Raw genomic sequence first — 18364 nt, forward strand, 5'->3', positions numbered from 1 at the left:
CTTGCCAGCCCGCTCAGAGATGTGTATAAGAGACAGGCTGTAGTTCGAGGGCGTCCCCGAGCGTCGCGGGGCGCTGTACCGCAGGTAGAGCCGCCCGTTGTCGGCGAAATCGGGGTGGAAGGCGACGCCGAGGAAGCCGCGCTCGTCGTAGCCGTTGAGGTCGACGACGCGGTCGGTGATGTCGAGGTACGGTTCGCTCTGTAGTCCCGAGTCGTCGTGCAGCCAGATTCGACCGGGCTGGTCGACGACGAACCGCCGCGACCCGCCGAACGCCTCGGGGACGGCAACGTCGACCGGCGAGGCGAACCCGGTCGCCAGTGTCTCGTAGGCGACTTCGAGGCCCGCGAGTGAGCCGTCGGACCCGCCGTTCGCGGTCGCGGTCGCCCCGTCAGTCTCGTCTGGCGTCGCGTCGCTGTCGGTCGTTCCCCCGGCTCCGTCGTCGGTCGGGGCGCTCGCACAGCCCGCGAGGCCGCCGAGGAGGGTCGCGCCGGTCGCGGCGAGGAAATCGCGTCGGGAACCGTTCATGTCGACGTAGAGCGGCGCGACCGGAGTAAGGCTTGCTACGACCGAGCTGGCGAGCCCTCTCCCGTTCGCCCACGGCCCCGCGACTCGAATCGAGCGGCGATTCCGAATCCCTTACCACCCGATAGTGACGACGGGTACGACATGGACGCGGTACTCGCCGCCGACGACCTCAGGAAGTCCTACGGCGACGTGGAGGCGCTCTCGGGCGTCTCCCTGTCGGTCGCCGAGGGAGAGGTCTTCGGCCTCATCGGTCCGAACGGCGCGGGGAAGACGACGCTGGTTCGCGCCCTCACGGGCACGACCGCGGTGGATTCGGGGTCGGCGGCCATCCTCGGGCGCGACCCGACCGAGGTCGACCGCCAGCGCCTCGGCGTCCTCCCGCAGGAGTTCCGACCCGCGGGTCGGCTCTCCGCCCGCGAACTCGTGGCCTACTACGCTGGGCTCTACGACGACGCCCGCGACCCCGACGCGGTGCTCGACGAGGTCGGCCTCGCCGACGCCGCCGACACGTGGTACGAGAACCTCTCGGGCGGCCAACAGCGCCGCGCCTGCATCGCCCTGACGCTCGTCAACGACCCCGACGTGCTGTTCTTGGACGAGCCGACGACCGGCATCGACCCCGCGGGCCGCCGGTCGCTGTGGGGGCTCGTCGAGGACCTCGCCGCCGGCGGGACGACGGTGTTTCTCACCAGCCACTCGATGGAGGAGATAGAGCGCCTCGCCGACCGCGTGGGCCTGCTCAACGCGGGCGAACTCGTCACGGTCGGCGAGCCGGACGACCTCGTTACCGAGTACGGCGGCGAGAGCCGCCTCGTCGTCCGGACCGACGGCGACGCCGACGCGGCCCTCGGGTCGGTGTCGCTGCCGACCGCGCTCGACGCGACGGTGTCGGGAGACGGCATCACCGTCCACGGCGTCGGCCCGCGCGACATCGGCGACGTGGTCGCCGCCTTCGACGACGCGGGCGTCGTCTACGAGTCGCTCGTCTGGAAACAGCCCGGCCTCGAAGAGGTCTACCTCTCGTTGACCGGCGAGCAGTTCGAGGCGGCCCGGCCCGCCGCGGCCGCCGCGGTCGGAGGTGACAGATGAGCCTCGCCGCCCGCGTCCGCGCTGAGTTCGTCGCCTCGTGGCACGCGTTCCTCCGGCGGCGGACGGCGGTGTTCTTCACGTTCTTCTTCCCCGCCATCATCGTCGTCATCTTCGGGGCGCTCGTGCAGACCCAGCCGACCGGCGGCGGCCTGTTCGCCGAGCCGAAGGAGTACTACATCGCCGGCTACCTCGCGGTCGTCGTGCTGTTCACCCCGCTGTCGCGCGTGGGTAGCACCATCGCGCGCCACCGCGAGGGAAGCCGCTTCGAGAAGCTGGCGACGACGCCGCTGTCTCGGGCCGAGTGGCTCCTCGCGCACTCGCTCGTCAACGTCGTCGTCATCGGCCTCGCGGCGCTGTTGCTCCTCGCGCTGTCGGCGCTCGTGACCGGCGCGTCGATTCCGCTGACGCCCGCGACGCTCGCCATCGTCCCCTTCGTCGCGCTCGGCGTGACGCTGTTTTGCGGCCTCGGGGCCGTCATCGGGAGCGTCGCCGACTCGCAGGACGGCGTCATCGCCGCGAGCAACGCTATCGCGCTTCCCCTGCTCTTCCTCTCGGAGACGTTCGTGACGCCCGACCTGCTCCCGCCGTGGTTCGTCCCGGCGCTGAACCTCTCGCCGCTCACGTACTTCGCCCGCGGCGTCCGGGCGCTCACCTACGGCGGCGGCGACTGGGTCACCAACCTCGCGGTGCTCGCGGTGCTCGCGGTCGCGTTCTTCGCGGCGGGCACGGCGGCGATTCCGCGGACCGACTGAGCCGGCGCACCACCCGCCCGCGGCGCTCGGGGGCGCTCGCGAGGGCGTCCGACGCGCCCGCAAACTCAAGCCTTAACCCGCGGCCGACCCCACGTGGGGGCATGGTCGAAACTGAGACGTACACCATCGAAGGACCGGACGGAGACACCGAAGCGCTCGAACTCCCCGCGGGCCTCGTCGACATCTTCTCGGAGCAGGGCGAAGACCCGACCGACGTCGTCGCCGACGTCGTCGTGCAGGCGTTCGCACAGCAGGCCCACGTCGTCGCTCACCACAGCGAGGGCGGCGCGCCGGCCGACATCGCCGAAATCAACGAGAAGATGGAAGAACTGTTCGAAGAGCGCTTCGGCGTCCCGCTCTCGGACGCGCTCGGCCACTCGCACTAAGTCGAGTTCGCGGTCGCTGTTTTCTCTGCCGTTCCGAGTCGAAGGCGAGAGCCGCGCGTCTGAGCCGTCGTGGCGGGTCCGCGGCGCTCAGATGAACGCCAGCGGGACCATGATAGCGAAGCCGGCGGCGAGTCCGGCGAGCAGTTCGACCCGACCGCCGCGCGGGAGGCGCTCGCCGAGTTCGAGCGCCTCGGGGATGAACTCCGTGAGGACGAGAAAGACCATCGCGCCCGCGGCGAAGCCGAAGCCGAACGGGAGGAACTCCCGCGCGATGCGGACGAAGTAGAAGGCGATGACCGCGCCGATGGGCTGGGGCAGACTGGAGAAGATGGCCCACCAGACGAGCTTCCAGTTCGAGACGTTCATCGACCGGAGCGGGATGGAGATAGCCAGCCCCTCGGGGACGTTGTGAATCGAGATGGCGATAGTCATGAACACCGCGAGCAGCGGGACGACGAAGCCGAACAGCTGGAAGCCGCCGTCGAGGCCGAGGTCGGCGAAGGAGACGCCGACGGCGACGCCCTCGGGGAAGCTGTGGACGGTGAGGATGCCGAGAATCAACAGCAGTTTGCGGAAGTCGGCCTCCTCGTACTGCTTCGGGTTGACCTCCGCGCCCTCGATGACGTGGTGGGCGACGAGGACGAGCGCGACGCCCGCGAGCATCCCGATACCGAGTTGCAGCGGCGTCCCGTTGGCGAGGCCCTCGAAGACGAGTCCGAACAGCGACGCCGACACCATGATGCCCGAGGCGATGCCCCACAGCGCCACGTTCCAGCGGTCGCTCACGTCGGAGACGAAGAAGAACGGAATCGCGCCGAGTCCGGTCGCGATGGCCGTGACGAGCCCGGCGAGAAAGACGAACGCGAGCGCAGAAAACTGGTCCATACCGAACGTAATCATTCGGTGCCGATAAGTATTATCATATTCCATATACTTTTGGTTGGCCTAAAATATGAATTGCAGATAGCTGCGCTCTACTGATTTAGACGGGCCAAAAACTCCCGTCGTATATATAATCTGTATTCTGATATATTCGTCGTCGAGAGCGATTGCTCGCCGGCGATAGACGGTGAAGAAAAGACGTCGGTTCCGCGGTACACTCGTACCGAGCGCACCGGGCGGAGCGTGTTCAGTCGTCGGCCGGCGACGCGCCCTCCGGCGAGTCGCTGTCGCCGCCCATGGGCGAGACGGGGGTGGCCGCGACGGAGCGGGCCGAACCCATCCAGCGCTCGACGTTGGCCGAGACGTAGTCGCGCGCGCCGAAGGCGACCGCGCCGCCGACGCCGATGGCGAGGGCCGCGGCGATGCCCCACGCGAACGCCTGCGCGATGGTGAACAGGATGGCCACGTCGATGCCCATCGTGCTCAGACCGATGACGACGGCGGTGAAGTAGAGGAACATCCGGGTTCCGACCGCGAAGACGCTCGTGTACGGCGTCTCGGTCGCGGCGCGGGTCCGCGTGATGGCGTCACCGATGAAGTCGGCGACGACGAACCCGAGGACGATGACGAGCAGGCCGGCCACGAACGACGGCGCGTACGACGCCGCGGTCGAGACCCATTCGGAGAACAGGTCGACCGCGAGCACGTCGGCGGCCGCGAGGACGGCGATGGCGTAGACGAACCACTTACCGAGCGTCCCGAACGCGCCCGAGACGGCCTTTTCGGTCCCGCCGAGAATCTTCCCGACGGGCGTCGCCAACACCGCCTTGTCGACCTCGACGCGGTCGGCGACCCGCGTGATGAGTCGGGCGGCGATGCTGCCGATGAACCAGCCGACGATGAGTATTAAGAGCGCGCCCACGAGCCGCGGGACGAACGCGAGCACGGCGTTAGTCAACTCTGCGATGGACTCTGTCAACGTGACTTGTAACGGGTACATTGTTCCGGGTGGAACATCGCGCGCCCGACAGTTAGTTAAGAATAGAAGAACCGTGAATAAAATTATCTCGTAATCGGAACCCTCCGATTTCGCCGATACTCGGAGAAACCGGACGGAGCGGCGGGCTGCGGGTCGAAACGTCCGTTCCTCGTTCGACTCGCTCACCGGCGAGACAGTCTCGGGTGCGGGTGCGTCCGCCGTGATTTAATCTCAGCTTGATTCGTCGCCGCGGTCGCGGGACTCGGTGCGCTCGTCGGCGAGGCGGCCGAGCTGTGTCGCGATTTCTTCCATGGCGACGACGAGCCGAGCGGCGTACCAGAGGACGACGACGGCGACGACGAGGAACACCCACGCGAGAATCTGCTGGGCGATGAGGAGCGCGTAGGCGAGCGTCAACACGAGGAAGACGACGACGGCGACTTTCGCGCCGGTGGACCGATGAAGCGGCGCGTCGGGGGAGGGGTTCGACACAACCCATCGTTTTCAGGGGATGACATTATGTGTTTGGCCGCCGCGGGCCGGCGGTGTCGACCCCCTACTGACGAGCGTAACCGGCCCAATTCTGTGGTATAAATCACGAACCATACCGATTAATTGCGCTACTGTATCGTGCCACCAAAGGCCGTGAGACGCCCCACACCACCGAGTTTATCAGTCAATGACGGGAATCAACAACCAATGGGAGAGCTATCCGAATTGTTCGCGCCGAACCGAATCGCGGTGGTCGGTGCGACCGAGCGCGAAGGAGCAATCGGGCGGGCAATCATGGACAACCTCATCGACGAGTTCGACGGTGAGGTCGTTCCGGTCAACCCCAAGTACGACGAACTGTTCGGCCTGCAGTGCTACGGCGACGTCGGCGAGACGAACGCCGACCTCGCGGTCATCGTCGTTCCCCCGAAGGTCGTCCTCCCCGCGATGAAGTCCGCCGGGGAAGCGGGCATCGAGAACGTGGTGGTCATCACCGCCGGCTTCGGCGAGACGGGCAGCGAGGGCGCCGCCCGCGAGCAGGAACTCCGCGACATCGCCGAGGAGTACGACCTCAACGTCGTCGGCCCGAACAGCCTGGGCATCATGAACACGGACGTCGGCATGAACGCGACGTTCGGCCCCGACATGGCCCTCGACGGCAACATGTCCTTCATGAGCCAGTCGGGCGCGTTCATCACGGCCGTCATCGACTGGGCCAACGACGAGGACATCGGCTTCAAGGACATCGTTTCGCTGGGTAACAAGGCCGTCCTCGACGAGGCCGACTTCATCGAGGCGTGGAACGACGACCCCGACACCGAGGTCATCATCGGCTACCTCGAAGGCATCTCGGCGGGCCGCGAGTTCATCGACTCCGCCCGCGACGTGACGAAGGACACGCCCATCGTCCTCGTCAAGTCCGGCAAGACCGACGCCGGCGCGCAGGCCGCCTCCTCGCACACCGGCACCATCGCCGGCTCCGACGCGGCCTACGAGGCCGGCCTCGAACAGGCTGGCGTCATCCGCGCGGACTCCGTCCAGCACCTGTTCGACACCGCCCGCGTGCTGGGCGACCAGCCGCTCCCCGAGAACAAGGACGTCGCCGTCATCACGAACGCCGGCGGCCCCGGCGTCATGACGACCGACGCCATCGGCGAGTCGGAGCTGAAGATGGCCGACTTCACCGACGAGACGCTCGAAGCCTTCTCCGAGTCGCTGCCCGCCGAGGGGAACATCTACAACCCGGTCGACATCGTCGGCGACGCCGACAACGCCCGGTTCAAGGAGGCCCTCGACGTGGCGCTCGCCGACGACAACGTCGGCATGGCGCTCGTCTTGACCTGTCCGACGGCCGTCCTCGACTACAACCAGCTCGCCGCCGACACCGTCGAACTCCAACAGGAGTACGACAAGCCCATCGCCGCCTGCTTCATGGGCGGCGAGCGCGTCGACGCCGCCTCCGACGTGATGAAAGACGCCGGCATCCCGAACTACTTCGACCCCTCGCGCGCCGTCGACGGCCTCGAAGCCCTCTCGGAGTACGCCGACATCCGCCAGCGCGAGTACGACGCGCCCACCGAGTTCGACGTGGACCGCGAGCGCGCCCGCGACATCCTCGAAACCGTCAAGGAGCGCGACGAGACCCGCCTCGGCGTCGAGGCGATGGAACTGCTCGACGCCTACGGCATCGAGACGCCGACGGGCGACATCGTCGACGACCCCGCCGACGCGCTCGACGTCGCGGAGCGCATCGACGGCGACGTCGTGATGAAAATCGTCAGCCCGGACATCCTCCACAAGTCCGACATCGGCGGCGTCAAGGTCGGCGTCGAAAACGAGGAGGTCTACGACGCCTACGAGGACCTCATCACCCGCGCGAAGAACTACCAGCCCGACGCCAACATCCTCGGCGTGCAGGTCCAGGAGATGGTGAACCTCGACGACGGCGTCGAGACCATCGTCGGCATGAACCGCGACCCGCAGTTCGGCCCGCTCATGATGTTCGGCCTCGGCGGCATCTTCGTGGAAATCCTCGAGGACACGACGTTCCGCGTCGCGCCCGTCTCCGAGGCGGAAGCCGAGGACATGACGAAGGAGATCGACGCCGCGCCGATGCTCCGCGGTGCCCGCGGGAACGACCCGGTCGACATCGGCGGCATCACGGAGACCATCCAGCGGCTCTCCCAACTGGTCACCGACTTCCCGGCCATCCTCGAACTCGACATCAACCCGCTCGTCGCGCTACCGGACGGCGTGAAGGCCGTCGACGTTCGACTCACCGTCGACCCGGACGAACTTTAAACACTTCACCACCCTACCATCCAACAATGAACACGGTACTCGTCACCTCGACCGGAGAAAGCACCGGGAAGACCGCAATCACGCTCGCACTCGGCGTCCTCGCCAAGGAGCGCGGACTGGACGTGGGCTACATGAAGCCCAAGGGCACCCGCCTGCAGTCCAGCACCGGCAAGACCCTCGACGAGGACCCGATGCTCGCCCGCGAACTGCTCGACATCGACGCGGAGATGCACCAGCTCGAACCCGTCGTCTACTCCCCGACGTTCATCCAGGGCGCGGTCCGCGGCAAGGAGAGCGCCGAGGAGCTTTCGGAGGTCATCTCCCACCACTTCGATGACATCTCGGCCGGCAAGGACCTGATGCTCGTCGAGGGCGGCGGCTCCTACCGCACCGGCGGCATCGTGGACCTCACCGACGGCGACGTGGCGAACCTCCTCGACGCCGAGGTCATCCTCGTCGCCGACTACCAGCACCCGAGCGACCTCGACGACGTGGTCGCGGCGGTCGAAGACATCGGCCCCGACCGCCTCGCGGGCGTCGTCTTCAACCGCGTGAGCGACGCCTCCTACGACGAGCTCGAAACGGAGGTCGCGCCGTTCCTCGAAGCCCGCGGCGTCCCCGTCCTCGGCGTCGTCCCGACCGAAAAGGACCTCGCGGGCGTCACCGTCGAGGAACTCGCGAACGAACTCGGCGCGGACTTCGCGACCGACGCGCCGACGGACGCCTTCGTCGAGCGCTTCCTCGTCGGCGCGATGGGCGGCGACGCGGCGCTTCGCTACTTCCGCCGCACGAAGAACGCCGCGGTCATCACCGGCGGCGACCGCGCGAACATCCAGCGCGCCGCGCTCGAAGCCCCCGGCGTCAAGTGCATCATCCTCACCGGCGGCCACCGACCCGTCGGTGCCGTCATCGGCAAGGCCGAAGAGAAGGGCGTTCCGGTGCTTCTCGTCAACGGCGACACGCTCTCGGTGACCGACCGCGCCGAGGACATCGTCAGCACGGGGCGCACCCGCGACGAGCGCACCGTCCGGCGCATGCGCGACCTGCTGTACGAGCACGCCGACATCGACGCCATCATCGGGAACATCGAACCCTCCGGTGACGGCGCGGCCGACGACGACGAGTAACGACCGACGCGCCGATAGCATCGACTGCGTTACTGCTTTTTCGGAATCCGGACTCAGACTCCGTTTCCGTCGCGCTCGCGCCCGTCGAGGTAGTCGTTGACGAGCGACGGCGCAACGACGCCGACGGCGAGGAGTGCGAGAAACGAGACCGTGAACTGCCCGGTGGCCGCCTCCACGAGATACGCGACGGGGAGGGCGGCGAGGACGAAGGCGGTGACGACGAGCGTCTGTCGGGAGACCATACGCCCGCCACGTCAGTCAGGAAGTTAACAGCTTTGCGCCTAACAGCGCCAGCCGCGGTCGGTGTCGTTCAGGAGTTCCGCGCCGTCGTCGGTGACGACGACGAGGTCCTCGATTCGGACGCCGAACTCGTCGGGGAGGTAGATTCCCGGCTCGACGCTGAAGACGTTCCCGACCTCGAGTTCGCGGTCGCTCCCGGCGACGATGTAGGGCGCTTCGTGCACGTCGAGGCCGACGCCGTGGCCGGTCCGGTGGATGAATCGGTCGCCGTAGCCCGCCTCCTCGATGACCTCGCGGGCCGCGCGGTCGACGTCGCCGGCGGCGACGCCCGGTTCGACGGTCTCGACGGCCGCGGTCCGTGCGGCCTGCACGACGCCGTGGACCTCGGCGAACTCCGCGGGCGGCTCGCCGGCGAAGACGACGGTCCGCGTCTGGTCGCTCGGGTAGTGGTCGACGACGGTGCCGAAGTCGAGGACGACCGGGTCGCCCGACTCGATGACGCGGTCGCCGTGGCTGTGGTGGGGCATCGCGCCGTTGGGGCCGGAGCCGACGAGCGGGCCGAAGGGTATCCCCTCGCTGCCCTCGTCGGCGAGGAGGCGCTCGATTTCGGCGGCGAGTTCGTTTTCGGTCATACCGACGGCGTCCGCGCCCATGTCGCGGACGCGCTCGACCGCGCGGTCGACGGCCGCGCCGGCGCGGCGGAGCGCGTCGAGTTCGGCGTCGTCCTTCCGCGCGCGGAGCGGGGCGACGACCTCGCTCGCGAGCCCGAAGTCGGCGTCGGGGAGCGCCGTCCGGAGGTCCTGCGAGAAGCGCGCCCACATCGTGTCGTCGACGAGGACGCGCCCGCCGGCGAGGTCGAGATTCGAGACCACGTCGGCGAGGGCGTCACGCGGGTCGTCGTCGTCGCTCCACGTGCGCACGTCTCCGACCCACGACTCGGTTCGGACCTGCGTCTCGTAGAGGTCGGGGACGAGAAACACCGGGTCGCCCTCGCGGGGGACGAAAAGCAGTAGGTGGCGCTCCGCGGGTTCCTCGTCGAAGCCCGAGAGGTACAGCAGGTTTCGACTGGGGAACAGTACGGCGGCGTCGGCGTCCGCGTCGGCCAATCGTTCCTGACACGCGCGGGTCCGTCGTTCGAAGGGCGTCATGCGAGTGGATACGGGCGGCGGATGAAAAGCGTGGGCGGTCCGCGAGAGCGCGTCGAGGCGCGAACCATCGGGTGGAGCCGGTACGAGGGCGTCCCGCGGGCGGCCTACGCCCCGAGGTCGAGCGGGTCGTAGAGCTGGCCGGTGATGGACTCGAAGGCGTCGGAGGCGGTCACGAGGCCGACCACGGAGCCGCCTTCGGGGTCGCGGACCATGGCGAGTTCCTGATTCTCCGCCTGGAAGCGGTCGATGAGGTCGCTGACCGAGAGGTCCGAGAGAACCGAAAGCGGGGGCGCGGCGATGTCTTCGAGGCGGCGGTCGCCCGACTGGAGGCGGTCGATGTTCGAGAGGACCGTCGGCGCGTAGACGACGCCCCGAACGTCGTCGAGCGAGTCGCCGACGAGCGGGAACCGCGAGTGCTGGGGGTTCGCCCGGATTCGTTCGAGGCTCTCGTCGGTGCTCGCGTCGACCGAGAGCGCGACGACGCGGTCCGCGGGGACCATCACGTCGCGGACGGGTAACTCGCCGATGCGAAGCGCGTTCAGGACCTCCTCGCGGCGGTCCTCGGGGAGCGAGCCCTGCGCGAGGATGTCGCCCATCTGGCTTCGGACCTCGCCGCGGCTGAGGCGGGGTCCCTCGCCGGCGGAGCCGTCGCCGTCTTCCTCCTCGTCGATTTCGGCTTCCTGCCACGACCGGGTTATCTCGACGCCGACGAGCGACAGCAGGCGCTTTGCCAGCCAGTCGGCGACGACGATGACCGGGTACATGAGCTTCGTCCAGCCGTACAGGACGGGCGCGGTGTACTTCGCCACCGTGCGAGAGCGCTCGACGCCGAGGTACGTCGGCACCTGCTCGCCGAGGACGACGTGCGAGAGGTTGATGACGACGAGCGCCAGTCCGACCGACAGCGACGTGTGGGAACCCGCCGACCCGCCGCCGCCGAGGACCGCGTCGAAGGTGGCCGCGACGGCCGGTTCGGCGACGACGCCGAGGCCGACGCTGGCGATGGTAATCCCGACCTGACAGCCCGAGAGGTACACCTCCAGTCGCTCGGTCATCTCCCACGCGAGTTCGAGGCCGCGAGACCCCTCGAAGGCGGACTCGTCGAACTGCGGCACGCGCGTCATCGCGAACTCCGAGACGACGAAGAAGGCGTTCGCGAGCAACAACACGAGGCCGCCACCGAGCCGGAGCGCGGTTTCGACACCTACCATGTGGGCCGAGCGTTCGACCCGGACTCCCCTGAGCGTGTCGGCTCCGGTACGACGTTGTGGTTTTTCGGGGAATTATTTTAAACTCAAAAATGTGCCGTAACAACTATGTTTTTCACGGCCGCGGTGTCTGGTATGCGTCAGCAACACAGGCGGACGTTCCTGAAACTGAGTGGTTCCCTTCTCGGTGGGGTCGCCGCCGGGTCGACCGTCGTCGCGGCCGAGCGGACCGACCGGTTCATCGTCGACCTCGGGGGCGGCGACGCGTCGGCGGCGACGAGCGCCGACCTGGAGGTCGTCTACGACCTCTCGCCGGCCGGCGTGGTGGTCGTCGAGGGGAGCGAGTCGGCCGTCTCCGCCCTGAACGCGGCCTACGCGCCCGACGTGGAGATAACGCTCGACGGGCCGGCGGTCGAGGACGTGGGTCCGGCCGATGCGGTCGACGAACCCGGCTACGCCGCGCAGTGGGACAAACAGAGCCAGCGGATTCCCGCGGTCCACGACGTGACCCGCGGGGAGGGCGCGCGCGTCGCCGTCATCGACACCGGCGTCGCCGCCGACCACCCGGACCTCGAACACGCGGTCAACGCGTCGCTCTCGCGGAACTTCACCGGCGACGGCTTCGGCGCGGGCGTCCCCGCGGGCGGCGGCCACGGCACCCACGTCGCGGGCATCGTCGCCGCGAACGACCGAAACGAGACGGGCGTCGTCGGCTCCGCGCCGGGGGCCGAAGTCGTCGACTGCCGCGTGTTCTCGCCGAACACGCTGGCCTCGTTCGCCGACATCCTCGCGGCCCTCGTCTACAGCGCCGAAATCGGCTGCGACGCCGCGAACCTCAGCCTCGGTTCCTACCCGGTCCCGCGACAGGGCGAAGGGCAGTTCTACGGGAACGTGCTGAACAAGACGCTGACCCACGCCAACCGCTCGGGGACCGTCGTCGTCGTCGCCGCCGGCAACGACAGCGCCGACCTCCAGCACGACGGCGGCATCATCAGCCTCCCCAACGAGGGGGCGCAGGCGCTCAGCGTCAGCGCGACCGGACCCAAAGGGACCGCCTTCGACGCGGGCGACGCCGAGGAGGGACCGAAGACGCCGGCGTTCTACACGAACTACGGAACCAACGCCGTCGGCGTGGCCGCGCCGGGCGGCGACGCCCTCCTCTCCGCGCAGGAGACCCACCCCGAGACGTGGTTCTACGACCTCGTCTACAACACCGTCTCGACGCCCGCCTACGACGACGACGGGAACTACGTCGGCTCGGCGAACGGCTACGGCTGGAAGGCCGGCACTTCGATGGCCGCGCCGCAGGTCGCCGCCGCCGTCGCGCTCGTGCGGTCGGTCGAACCGGGTCTGAACGCGAATCAGGTCGCGTCGAAACTCGGCCGCACCGCGACCGTACCCGAGGGTTCCGACAAGGCGTACTACGGGGCCGGCTACCTCGACCCGCTGGCCGCCGTCACCGAGTAACTGCCTCCGCACCCCCGAGAAAGTCCACCGAGCGAACTGATACCTTAGCTCTCGAACACCTTTATCTCGCGAGGCGTCGCATTGTCAGCTATGAGTTGGAAAGCAATCGACGCCCTCGACGACGCCCGTGACGCCACGGCGTCGCTCCTCCTCCCGTTCGACGCGGGTCGATGGGCGCGCCTCGCACTCATCGCCCTCTTCGTCGGCGGCCTCGGCGGGAGCGGCGGTGCCGGAAGCAACACCGGAACGACCACCCCGACCGGGGGCGGGTCGACCGACATCCCGGTCGACTCGCTGCCCGGCTTCGTGACGCCCGAAAACGTCGTCGCCGCGGTTATCGCGCTCGCGGCGGTCGCTATCGCCCTCAGCATCGTCTGGTCGTTCGTCGGCTCCGTGATGCAGTTCGTCCTCGTGGACGCCGTCGTCTCCAAGGACGTGCGCATCCGCGAACCGTTCCGCGAGCGCTTCTGGCTCGGCGTCAGGCTGTTCGGGTTCCAAGTCGGCCTGCTCGTCGCCGTGCTCGCGGTCATCGGAATCCCGGTCGCGGCGGTGTTCCTCGGCTCCGTCGCGTTCACGCCCGCGGTGGCCCTCTTCGCCATCCCGCTCGTACTGCTCGGGCTCCTGTTGGTGTTCGTGGTCGCCATCGTCATGCAGTTGACGACCGACTTCGTCGTCCCGACGATGATGGCCGAAGACCGCACCCTCCTCTCGTCGTGGGGGCGGGTCGTCCCGGTGTTCCGCGCCGAGTTCTCCGAGTTCGGGCTGTACGTCATCGTCCGGTTCATCCTCGGCATCCTCGCGAGCATCGGTATCGGCATCGCGGCCCTCCTCGCCCTGCTCGTCGTCGCCATCCCCTTCGCCATCGTCGGCGGCGGGGCGTTCCTCGCGCTCAACGCCGCGAACGTCGCGTTGACCTCGACGGTCGGACTGGTCGTCTTCGGCGCGCTCGGGCTCCTGTTCGTCCTCGCGGCCATCGCGGTCGGCGCGGTCGTCCAGATGCCCGTCGTGACCTACTTCCGGTACTACTCGCTGTTCTTACTCGGAAGCGCCGACGACTCGCTCGACCTCGTCTCGCAGTTCCGGTCCGACGACGACTCGTCGGCCCCGGAAGGCCCGACCCCCGCGTAAGGACCGGCGACTCGCTTCGCCGTTCCGCGTCCTTTTTTCACGCCGTCGCCGACGTGACCGCCTCGCGGTCCAGCCGTCCGAGGAGCACGAGAATCGGAATCATCAGCGCGCCGCCGACGACGAACGGTGCCCAGAACGCGACGGCCGTGTAGAGCCCGCCGGCCAGCGCCGGCCCGAACGTCCGGGCGAGGCTCCCCGCGCTCTGGGTGAGGCCGAACGCGCCGCCCTGCTCGTCGTCCGTCGCCGAACGGGAGACGAGCGTGTTCAAGGAGACGTTCGTGAGGGCGTTGCCGAACGACAGCGGCGTCATCACGACGAGGAGCGCGAGCACGCCCGCCGGGAGGACGGGACCGACTGGAAGTATCCTTCCGAGGTCGGGGACGAACGCGCCCAGTTGGGGTGAAAAGGGGACGGCCGCGAGCGTGAGCACCTGAATCCCCGCGCCGGCGACCGCGAGCCGGTACTCGCCGAAGCGGTCGGTGAGCGGGCCGACGAGACCGCCCTGAACGACCGCGAGGACGACGCCGACGTAGGTGAGGATAATCGCGTTCTCGGTCGCGCCGTAGCCGTACTGGTCGTTGGTGAGGAAGATGAACTGGCTTTCGAGCGCCGAGAAGGCGAAAGAGACGAGGAAGAAGGAGGCGACGAGCGTGCCCAGCCCGGGCGACCGGAGCGCGGAAAGGAGCTGTTGGACGCGGGACTCGCGGTCCCCGGCCGGCGTCCCGCGCGCTTCGGGCGGCCGCGACTCCGGCAGGACGAAGAACGCGACGACGAGGTTCGTTCCGGTGATGGCCGCGGCGGCGAAGCTCGGCAGCGAGAACTCGGAGACGGGGACGAACGCGGGTAGGAGGCCCCGGGCGGCCGCGACGACCGGCTCGCTGGCGAAGAAGCCGCCGAGCGCGGGGCCGAACACGAAGCCGAGGCCGAACGCGGCCCCGAGGAGACCGAGCCCCTTTGCACGCTCGTCCGCCGCGGTGATGTCGGCGATGTACGCCTGCGCGGTGGCGATATTGCCGCCCATCGCGCCCGCGAGCATCCGGGCGGCGAACAGCACCGCGAGCGACCCGGCGACGCCGAACAGGAGCCACGCGAGCACGCTTCCCGTGAGCGACAGGAGGAGCACGGGTCGCCGACCGCGGGAGTCCGAGAGGCGACCGAGGAAGGGCGCGGCGAGGAACTGCATCGCCGAGTAGGAGGCGATGAGCAGGCTCCCGACGAACTCCGTCGCCCCGAACGAGAGCGCGTACAGGGGAATCACCGGGATGAGGATACCGAAGCCGAGGAGGTCGACGAAGACGATGAAAAAGACCACCCCGAGCGCCCGACGCGGGTTCTCGACTGTCATCGTCTCTCCGTTGGCGGGGAGTCGAATAACCGCACCGATACCCTCCGTCTCGGAGGGTAAGCGGTGATTAATTAATACGTTGACAATCCTGAGTGTCAGTATGTCCTTCGAATGGGTCTCGTACTTCACGTGCGAGGAGTGTGGGTTGGAACGCCCGTCTCCGGAGGTCCCCTACGACCGCCTCGGATACGCCGTCTGCCCGAGTTGCGGCGCGGAGACGCGCCCGGCCGCCTCGGCGACGGTCGACGCCTCGACGCTGGTGGATGGGTAAGCACTTCGGGCTCGGACGACATCCACCGGTATGAGTTGGACGGAGGTCCGCCGAGACGACCGCATCGTGGAGTGGGAGCGGAGTGACGGCCACGCGACTATTCGGCTCCGTCGCGGGCCGAACGCGTGGCACGTCAGGGTCGACCGACTCTATCAGTCCGCCGAGGGCCGCGGCTACGAGGGCGAGCGGTTCGAGTCGGAATCCGAGGCCCGCGAGACCGTCGAGGCGTGGAAGGACGAGTACGACGTGGAGAACTGAACTGGGCTACTGGAGCCGGCGCGTCGTCTCGACCAGCGGGTGTCGCGCGTAGTCGACGATGTCGATGTCCGAGATAGATTTGAGGCCCTCCTTTTCGGCGGTCCGCTGCATGCCGAGTTCGACGGGGTCGTCGACGACGATGACGTAGGCGTCCATCTCCTCGATGCCGATTCGGTCGGCCGCGAGGACGCGGTGGTGGCCGTCGGCGAGGAGTAGCGTCCCGTTGTTGTCGATGACGACGAGCGGCTCCGCGAGGCCGCGTTCGAGTTCGTACCGTCGACCGTCGAGTTCGTCGGCGTAGACGCGGGCCTGCGTGGGAATGAGGTTCGAAAGCGAGACCGTGCGGCGCTCTTGGTGGACCGTGATGCCGTGAATCTGTTCGAGCGTCCGCATGAGTTTGCCCACTTTCTCCGGCGTCGCGCGCTCGATTTGGCTCCGGATGACGTCGGTGTTCGAGATGATGCCGACGAGGTTGCCCGCGTCGTCGACGACCGGGAGCTTCTGGATTCCCGACCGGAGGATGACGCGGGCGGCGTCGTTCACGTCCATCTCGGGGTGAGCGACGACGAGGTCCGTCGCCATCACCGTCTCGATGGGGGCGGCGTCGTCGGCGAGGAGGATATCGCGCGCCGTGACGAATCCCTCGGCCTTGCGTCCGTCGCAGACGGGAAAGCCGTTGTGCCCGTCGCTCTCTGCGATGCGTTGGGCGACGTCCGCGACCGTGTCGGTCGGAGAGACGGTCTGGACCTCGCGCGTCATGTACTCCTTGACGGTCGCTTTGGTACTCATCTCCCACCCCATAGGGCCACCGTCGGCAAAAACGTGTGGGCGTTCACTCATCGAGCGGGTACTCGAAGGCCACGTCGGTATCCAGACTCGGCGTCGGCGTCGCGTGCTCCAGCGTCTCGAACATCCGCCCGGCGACGATGTCCGTGACGATGGTGGCGAGCGACTCCCGCGAGTCGTCGCCCACGTCGTCGAGGATGCCCAGTGGAATCTGTGCGCCCGCCATGTCCGCGTGGCCGCCGGCGCTCCCGATAGAGCCGAGGGCGTCGCGGAACGTCTCGCCGAGGTCGACTTTCGCCCCGCGGGCGCGACCGGAGACGTAGACGGTGCCGTCCATCAGGCCGTAGACGACCGTCACCTCGACGCCCTCCATCCCGAGGAGGTGGTCGGCGGCCTGCGCGAGCGCGTCCCGCTCGCGGATGTCGCCGACGTTCGTCGTGAGGACGTTCCCCCGAACGTCGCGGTTCGAGATGGCGCGGGCGAGCGTCTCCATCGTCTCGGAGGTCAGACTCGGCGTCTCGACCCGTTCGAGCAGGTCCACGTCGACGTGTGGGATGAGGAAGGCGGCGGCCTCGAAGTCGGCGGTCGAGACCTCCCGCGTGAAGTCGTTGGTGTCGACCTGAATCCCGAACAGGAGGGCCGTCGCCACCGTCGTGTCGGGGACGATTCCGAGCCGTTCGAGATACTCCGCGAGCAACGTGCTCGTCGCGCCGACGCCGCGTCTGAGGTCCACGTACGCCGCTTCGACCGGCGCGCGCGGCGGATGGTGGTCGATGACGATGTCGATGGTCGTCTCCGGCGGCAGGCGGTCGTTGACGCCCGGTCGGGAGTGGTCGACGAGCGCGAAGCCGGCGTACTCGTCGTCCGCCGGAACCTCGTCGAGAACCCGAAGGTCCAAATCGAGGAGGTTCACGAGCGCGCGGTTCTCCTGATGAGAGATGTCGCCGAAGTAACACACGTCTGCGTCGACGCTCGCCCGCCGGGCGATGGCCTGCAACGCCAGCGCCGCGGCGATGGCGTCGGGGTCCGGGTTGTCGTGCATCACGACCGCGAGCCTGCCGTCGAGGTTTCGGAGGACCCGCATCAGGCGGTTCAACCGCTCCGTGTGCGACGTGCCGACGGCGTCGAGGATTCGCCCGGAGACGATTCGACGCGGGTCGATGACCTCGTCGGCGATCGCGTCGATGTCGGCGCGGACCGACGGGTCCGCGTCGTCGCCGAGGTAGACGACGAGCGGCGCGTCGGGAAATCGGTCGCGGGCCGCGCGCGCCGCGTCGAGGTTCGGCGCCGAGGACTGCCCGCCGACGATGACGAGGTCGACCGCGTCGGGGTAGTTCGACGGGTCCGCGGGGTCGCCCTCCCTCGCGGCGATGCCGTCCGAGCGGAGGTCGTCGGCGCGGCCCTTCCGGTCCGTGACGACCGTTACCGTCCCCCCGCGGTCGGCGAGTAGCCCGACGAGGTTCCCGCCGAGCGACCCGCAGCCGAGAACCAGGCGACGTACCATACACGGAGGGTCGGACTCCGGCCGCAAAACCCTACCGTCCTCCCATCCGGCGATGATATTATGTCATGCCAACGCATGACACATATACGATGGAACTCGAGACGCAACTGCTCCCCGAGTCGCGAGCCGAGTCGTTCGTCCGAACCTGTCGAACCGTCGTCGGCGACGACCTCAGGAGCGTGACGTACTTCACGCACGACCGCTGCGACCAGATGTACCTCCGAAGCGACCTCGAAGCCGACGCCGACCTCACCGGGTTCGTCGAACACGAGACCGACGGATTTCAGGCGCGGACCGCCTACCGCGGCTCCGAACTCGGGAACTACCGATACACCGTCCGTGCGTTCGACCACGGGTACCTCACCCGGGTGACGGCCGACGACAAGGGCGTGTTCGTCACCACCGACGGCCTGACGCTCAGGCGCTCCGAGGAGCTGGCGTCGGCGCTCGGCGAGTTACTGCGAGAATAAAAGAAA

20 protein-coding genes are annotated in these 18364 nt (G+C 68.2%); 10 read left to right on the top strand and 10 right to left on the bottom strand.

Annotated features, from left to right (window positions below):
* Positions 1 to 525 (bottom strand): PQQ-dependent sugar dehydrogenase (locus C454_RS17405; protein WP_004977611.1); only part of this gene is annotated, 525 nt, incomplete at its 3' end.
* 141 nt (positions 526 to 666) lie between these two features.
* Here C454_RS17405 and C454_RS17410 point away from each other — a divergent pair.
* The 3 genes from C454_RS17410 to C454_RS17420 all read left to right on the top strand — a co-directional run bounded on the left by C454_RS17410 (position 667) and on the right by C454_RS17420 (position 2752).
* The gene (locus tag C454_RS17410; RefSeq protein ID WP_004977612.1) at positions 667 to 1614 is read left to right on the top strand and encodes an ABC transporter ATP-binding protein; all 948 of its coding nucleotides are present in this window, start codon (positions 667 to 669) and stop codon (positions 1612 to 1614) included.
* On the top strand, positions 1611 to 2366 hold the full coding sequence (locus tag C454_RS17415; protein WP_004977614.1) for an ABC transporter permease: 756 nt from the start codon (positions 1611 to 1613) through the stop codon (positions 2364 to 2366). The genes C454_RS17410 and C454_RS17415 overlap by 4 nt, the downstream gene beginning before the upstream one ends.
* A 101-nt stretch (positions 2367 to 2467) precedes the next feature.
* On the top strand, positions 2468 to 2752 hold the full coding sequence (locus C454_RS17420) for a DUF7545 family protein (RefSeq protein WP_004977618.1): 285 nt from the start codon (positions 2468 to 2470) through the stop codon (positions 2750 to 2752).
* An 87-nt stretch (positions 2753 to 2839) separates the two neighbouring features.
* On the opposite strand, the gene C454_RS17425 is transcribed toward C454_RS17420, so the two are convergent.
* From C454_RS17425 to C454_RS17435, 3 genes are all read right to left on the bottom strand, one after another.
* Positions 2840 to 3637, bottom strand: a complete 798-nt coding sequence (locus C454_RS17425) for a ZIP family metal transporter (RefSeq protein ID WP_004977619.1) — start codon at positions 3635 to 3637, stop codon at positions 2840 to 2842.
* Between the two features lie 244 nt (positions 3638 to 3881).
* The gene (locus tag C454_RS17430) at positions 3882 to 4634 is read right to left on the bottom strand and encodes a mechanosensitive ion channel family protein (protein ID WP_004977620.1); all 753 of its coding nucleotides are present in this window, start codon (positions 4632 to 4634) and stop codon (positions 3882 to 3884) included.
* Between the two features lie 210 nt (positions 4635 to 4844).
* The gene (locus tag C454_RS17435; RefSeq protein WP_004977621.1) at positions 4845 to 5105 is read right to left on the bottom strand and encodes a hypothetical protein; all 261 of its coding nucleotides are present in this window, start codon (positions 5103 to 5105) and stop codon (positions 4845 to 4847) included.
* 207 nt (positions 5106 to 5312) lie between these two features.
* Here C454_RS17435 and C454_RS17440 point away from each other — a divergent pair, with 207 nt between their 5' ends.
* Together C454_RS17440 and C454_RS17445 are read left to right on the top strand one after the other, a co-directional pair.
* Positions 5313 to 7406, top strand: coding sequence for an acetate--CoA ligase family protein (locus tag C454_RS17440; RefSeq protein ID WP_004977622.1), 2094 nt, complete (start codon positions 5313 to 5315; stop codon positions 7404 to 7406).
* Between the two features lie 26 nt (positions 7407 to 7432).
* Complete coding sequence (locus C454_RS17445; RefSeq protein ID WP_004977623.1) at positions 7433 to 8533, top strand: phosphotransacetylase family protein; 1101 nt, start codon at positions 7433 to 7435, stop codon at positions 8531 to 8533.
* A gap of 53 nt (positions 8534 to 8586) precedes the next feature.
* Here the strand turns inward: C454_RS17445 and C454_RS17450 are convergent, their stop codons facing one another.
* The 3 genes from C454_RS17450 to C454_RS17460 all read right to left on the bottom strand — a co-directional run bounded on the left by C454_RS17450 (position 8587) and on the right by C454_RS17460 (position 11132).
* Complete coding sequence (locus C454_RS17450) at positions 8587 to 8775, bottom strand: hypothetical protein (protein ID WP_004977625.1); 189 nt, start codon at positions 8773 to 8775, stop codon at positions 8587 to 8589.
* A 39-nt stretch (positions 8776 to 8814) separates the two neighbouring features.
* Complete coding sequence (locus C454_RS17455; RefSeq protein ID WP_004977626.1) at positions 8815 to 9921, bottom strand: M24 family metallopeptidase; 1107 nt, start codon at positions 9919 to 9921, stop codon at positions 8815 to 8817.
* 104 nt (positions 9922 to 10025) lie between these two features.
* A complete protein-coding gene (locus tag C454_RS17460) occupies positions 10026 to 11132 on the bottom strand; it encodes a hemolysin family protein (RefSeq protein WP_004977627.1) in 1107 nt (368 codons plus the stop codon).
* 132 nt (positions 11133 to 11264) lie between these two features.
* Here C454_RS17460 and C454_RS17465 point away from each other — a divergent pair, with 132 nt between their 5' ends.
* Complete coding sequence (locus C454_RS17465; protein ID WP_004977628.1) at positions 11265 to 12596, top strand: S8 family peptidase; 1332 nt, start codon at positions 11265 to 11267, stop codon at positions 12594 to 12596.
* Positions 12597 to 12686: 90 nt separating this feature from the next.
* On the top strand, positions 12687 to 13724 hold the full coding sequence (locus tag C454_RS17470) for a DUF7544 domain-containing protein (protein WP_004977629.1): 1038 nt from the start codon (positions 12687 to 12689) through the stop codon (positions 13722 to 13724).
* A gap of 37 nt (positions 13725 to 13761) precedes the next feature.
* Here the strand turns inward: C454_RS17470 and C454_RS17475 are convergent, their stop codons facing one another.
* Positions 13762 to 15069 (bottom strand): MFS transporter, encoded by a 1308-nt coding sequence (locus C454_RS17475; protein WP_004977630.1) that lies wholly within the window; start codon positions 15067 to 15069, stop codon positions 13762 to 13764.
* Positions 15070 to 15169: 100 nt separating this feature from the next.
* Here C454_RS17475 and C454_RS20865 point away from each other — a divergent pair, with 100 nt between their 5' ends.
* Positions 15170 to 15340 (top strand): hypothetical protein, encoded by a 171-nt coding sequence (locus C454_RS20865; protein WP_004977631.1) that lies wholly within the window; start codon positions 15170 to 15172, stop codon positions 15338 to 15340.
* A 30-nt stretch (positions 15341 to 15370) separates the two neighbouring features.
* Positions 15371 to 15598, top strand: coding sequence for a DUF7543 family protein (locus C454_RS17480; protein ID WP_004977632.1), 228 nt, complete (start codon positions 15371 to 15373; stop codon positions 15596 to 15598).
* Between the two features lie 6 nt (positions 15599 to 15604).
* On the opposite strand, the gene C454_RS17485 is transcribed toward C454_RS17480, so the two are convergent.
* Positions 15605 to 16387 (bottom strand): CBS domain-containing protein, encoded by a 783-nt coding sequence (locus C454_RS17485; RefSeq protein ID WP_004977633.1) that lies wholly within the window; start codon positions 16385 to 16387, stop codon positions 15605 to 15607.
* 43 nt (positions 16388 to 16430) lie between these two features.
* Positions 16431 to 17888 (bottom strand): DHHA1 domain-containing protein, encoded by a 1458-nt coding sequence (locus C454_RS17490; RefSeq protein ID WP_004977634.1) that lies wholly within the window; start codon positions 17886 to 17888, stop codon positions 16431 to 16433.
* Between the two features lie 89 nt (positions 17889 to 17977).
* Between C454_RS17490 and C454_RS17495 the strand changes: the two genes are divergently transcribed.
* Entirely contained in the window at positions 17978 to 18358 is a 381-nt protein-coding gene (locus C454_RS17495) for a DUF7522 family protein (protein ID WP_004977635.1), read from the top strand.
* The last annotated feature ends 6 nt before the right edge of the window (positions 18359 to 18364 follow it).

The sequence above is a fragment of the Haloferax gibbonsii ATCC 33959 genome (assembly GCF_000336775.1).
Taxonomy (GTDB): Archaea; Halobacteriota; Halobacteria; order Halobacteriales; family Haloferacaceae; genus Haloferax; species Haloferax gibbonsii.

Coding starts and splice junctions, on each gene's coding strand:
- C454_RS17410 (WP_004977612.1), top strand. CDS start 667: ATGGACGCGGTACTCGCCGCCGACGACCTCAGGAAGTCCTACGGCGAC.
- C454_RS17415 (WP_004977614.1), top strand. CDS start 1,611: ATGAGCCTCGCCGCCCGCGTCCGCGCTGAGTTCGTCGCCTCGTGGCAC.
- C454_RS17420 (WP_004977618.1), top strand. CDS start 2,468: ATGGTCGAAACTGAGACGTACACCATCGAAGGACCGGACGGAGACACC.
- C454_RS17425 (WP_004977619.1), bottom strand. CDS start 3,637: ATGGACCAGTTTTCTGCGCTCGCGTTCGTCTTTCTCGCCGGGCTCGTC.
- C454_RS17430 (WP_004977620.1), bottom strand. CDS start 4,634: ATGTACCCGTTACAAGTCACGTTGACAGAGTCCATCGCAGAGTTGACT.
- C454_RS17440 (WP_004977622.1), top strand. CDS start 5,313: ATGGGAGAGCTATCCGAATTGTTCGCGCCGAACCGAATCGCGGTGGTC.
- C454_RS17445 (WP_004977623.1), top strand. CDS start 7,433: ATGAACACGGTACTCGTCACCTCGACCGGAGAAAGCACCGGGAAGACC.
- C454_RS17450 (WP_004977625.1), bottom strand. CDS start 8,775: ATGGTCTCCCGACAGACGCTCGTCGTCACCGCCTTCGTCCTCGCCGCC.
- C454_RS17455 (WP_004977626.1), bottom strand. CDS start 9,921: ATGACGCCCTTCGAACGACGGACCCGCGCGTGTCAGGAACGATTGGCC.
- C454_RS17460 (WP_004977627.1), bottom strand. CDS start 11,132: ATGGTAGGTGTCGAAACCGCGCTCCGGCTCGGTGGCGGCCTCGTGTTG.
- C454_RS17465 (WP_004977628.1), top strand. CDS start 11,265: ATGCGTCAGCAACACAGGCGGACGTTCCTGAAACTGAGTGGTTCCCTT.
- C454_RS17470 (WP_004977629.1), top strand. CDS start 12,687: ATGAGTTGGAAAGCAATCGACGCCCTCGACGACGCCCGTGACGCCACG.
- C454_RS17475 (WP_004977630.1), bottom strand. CDS start 15,069: ATGACAGTCGAGAACCCGCGTCGGGCGCTCGGGGTGGTCTTTTTCATC.
- C454_RS20865 (WP_004977631.1), top strand. CDS start 15,170: ATGTCCTTCGAATGGGTCTCGTACTTCACGTGCGAGGAGTGTGGGTTG.
- C454_RS17480 (WP_004977632.1), top strand. CDS start 15,371: ATGAGTTGGACGGAGGTCCGCCGAGACGACCGCATCGTGGAGTGGGAG.
- C454_RS17485 (WP_004977633.1), bottom strand. CDS start 16,387: ATGAGTACCAAAGCGACCGTCAAGGAGTACATGACGCGCGAGGTCCAG.
- C454_RS17490 (WP_004977634.1), bottom strand. CDS start 17,888: ATGGTACGTCGCCTGGTTCTCGGCTGCGGGTCGCTCGGCGGGAACCTC.
- C454_RS17495 (WP_004977635.1), top strand. CDS start 17,978: ATGGAACTCGAGACGCAACTGCTCCCCGAGTCGCGAGCCGAGTCGTTC.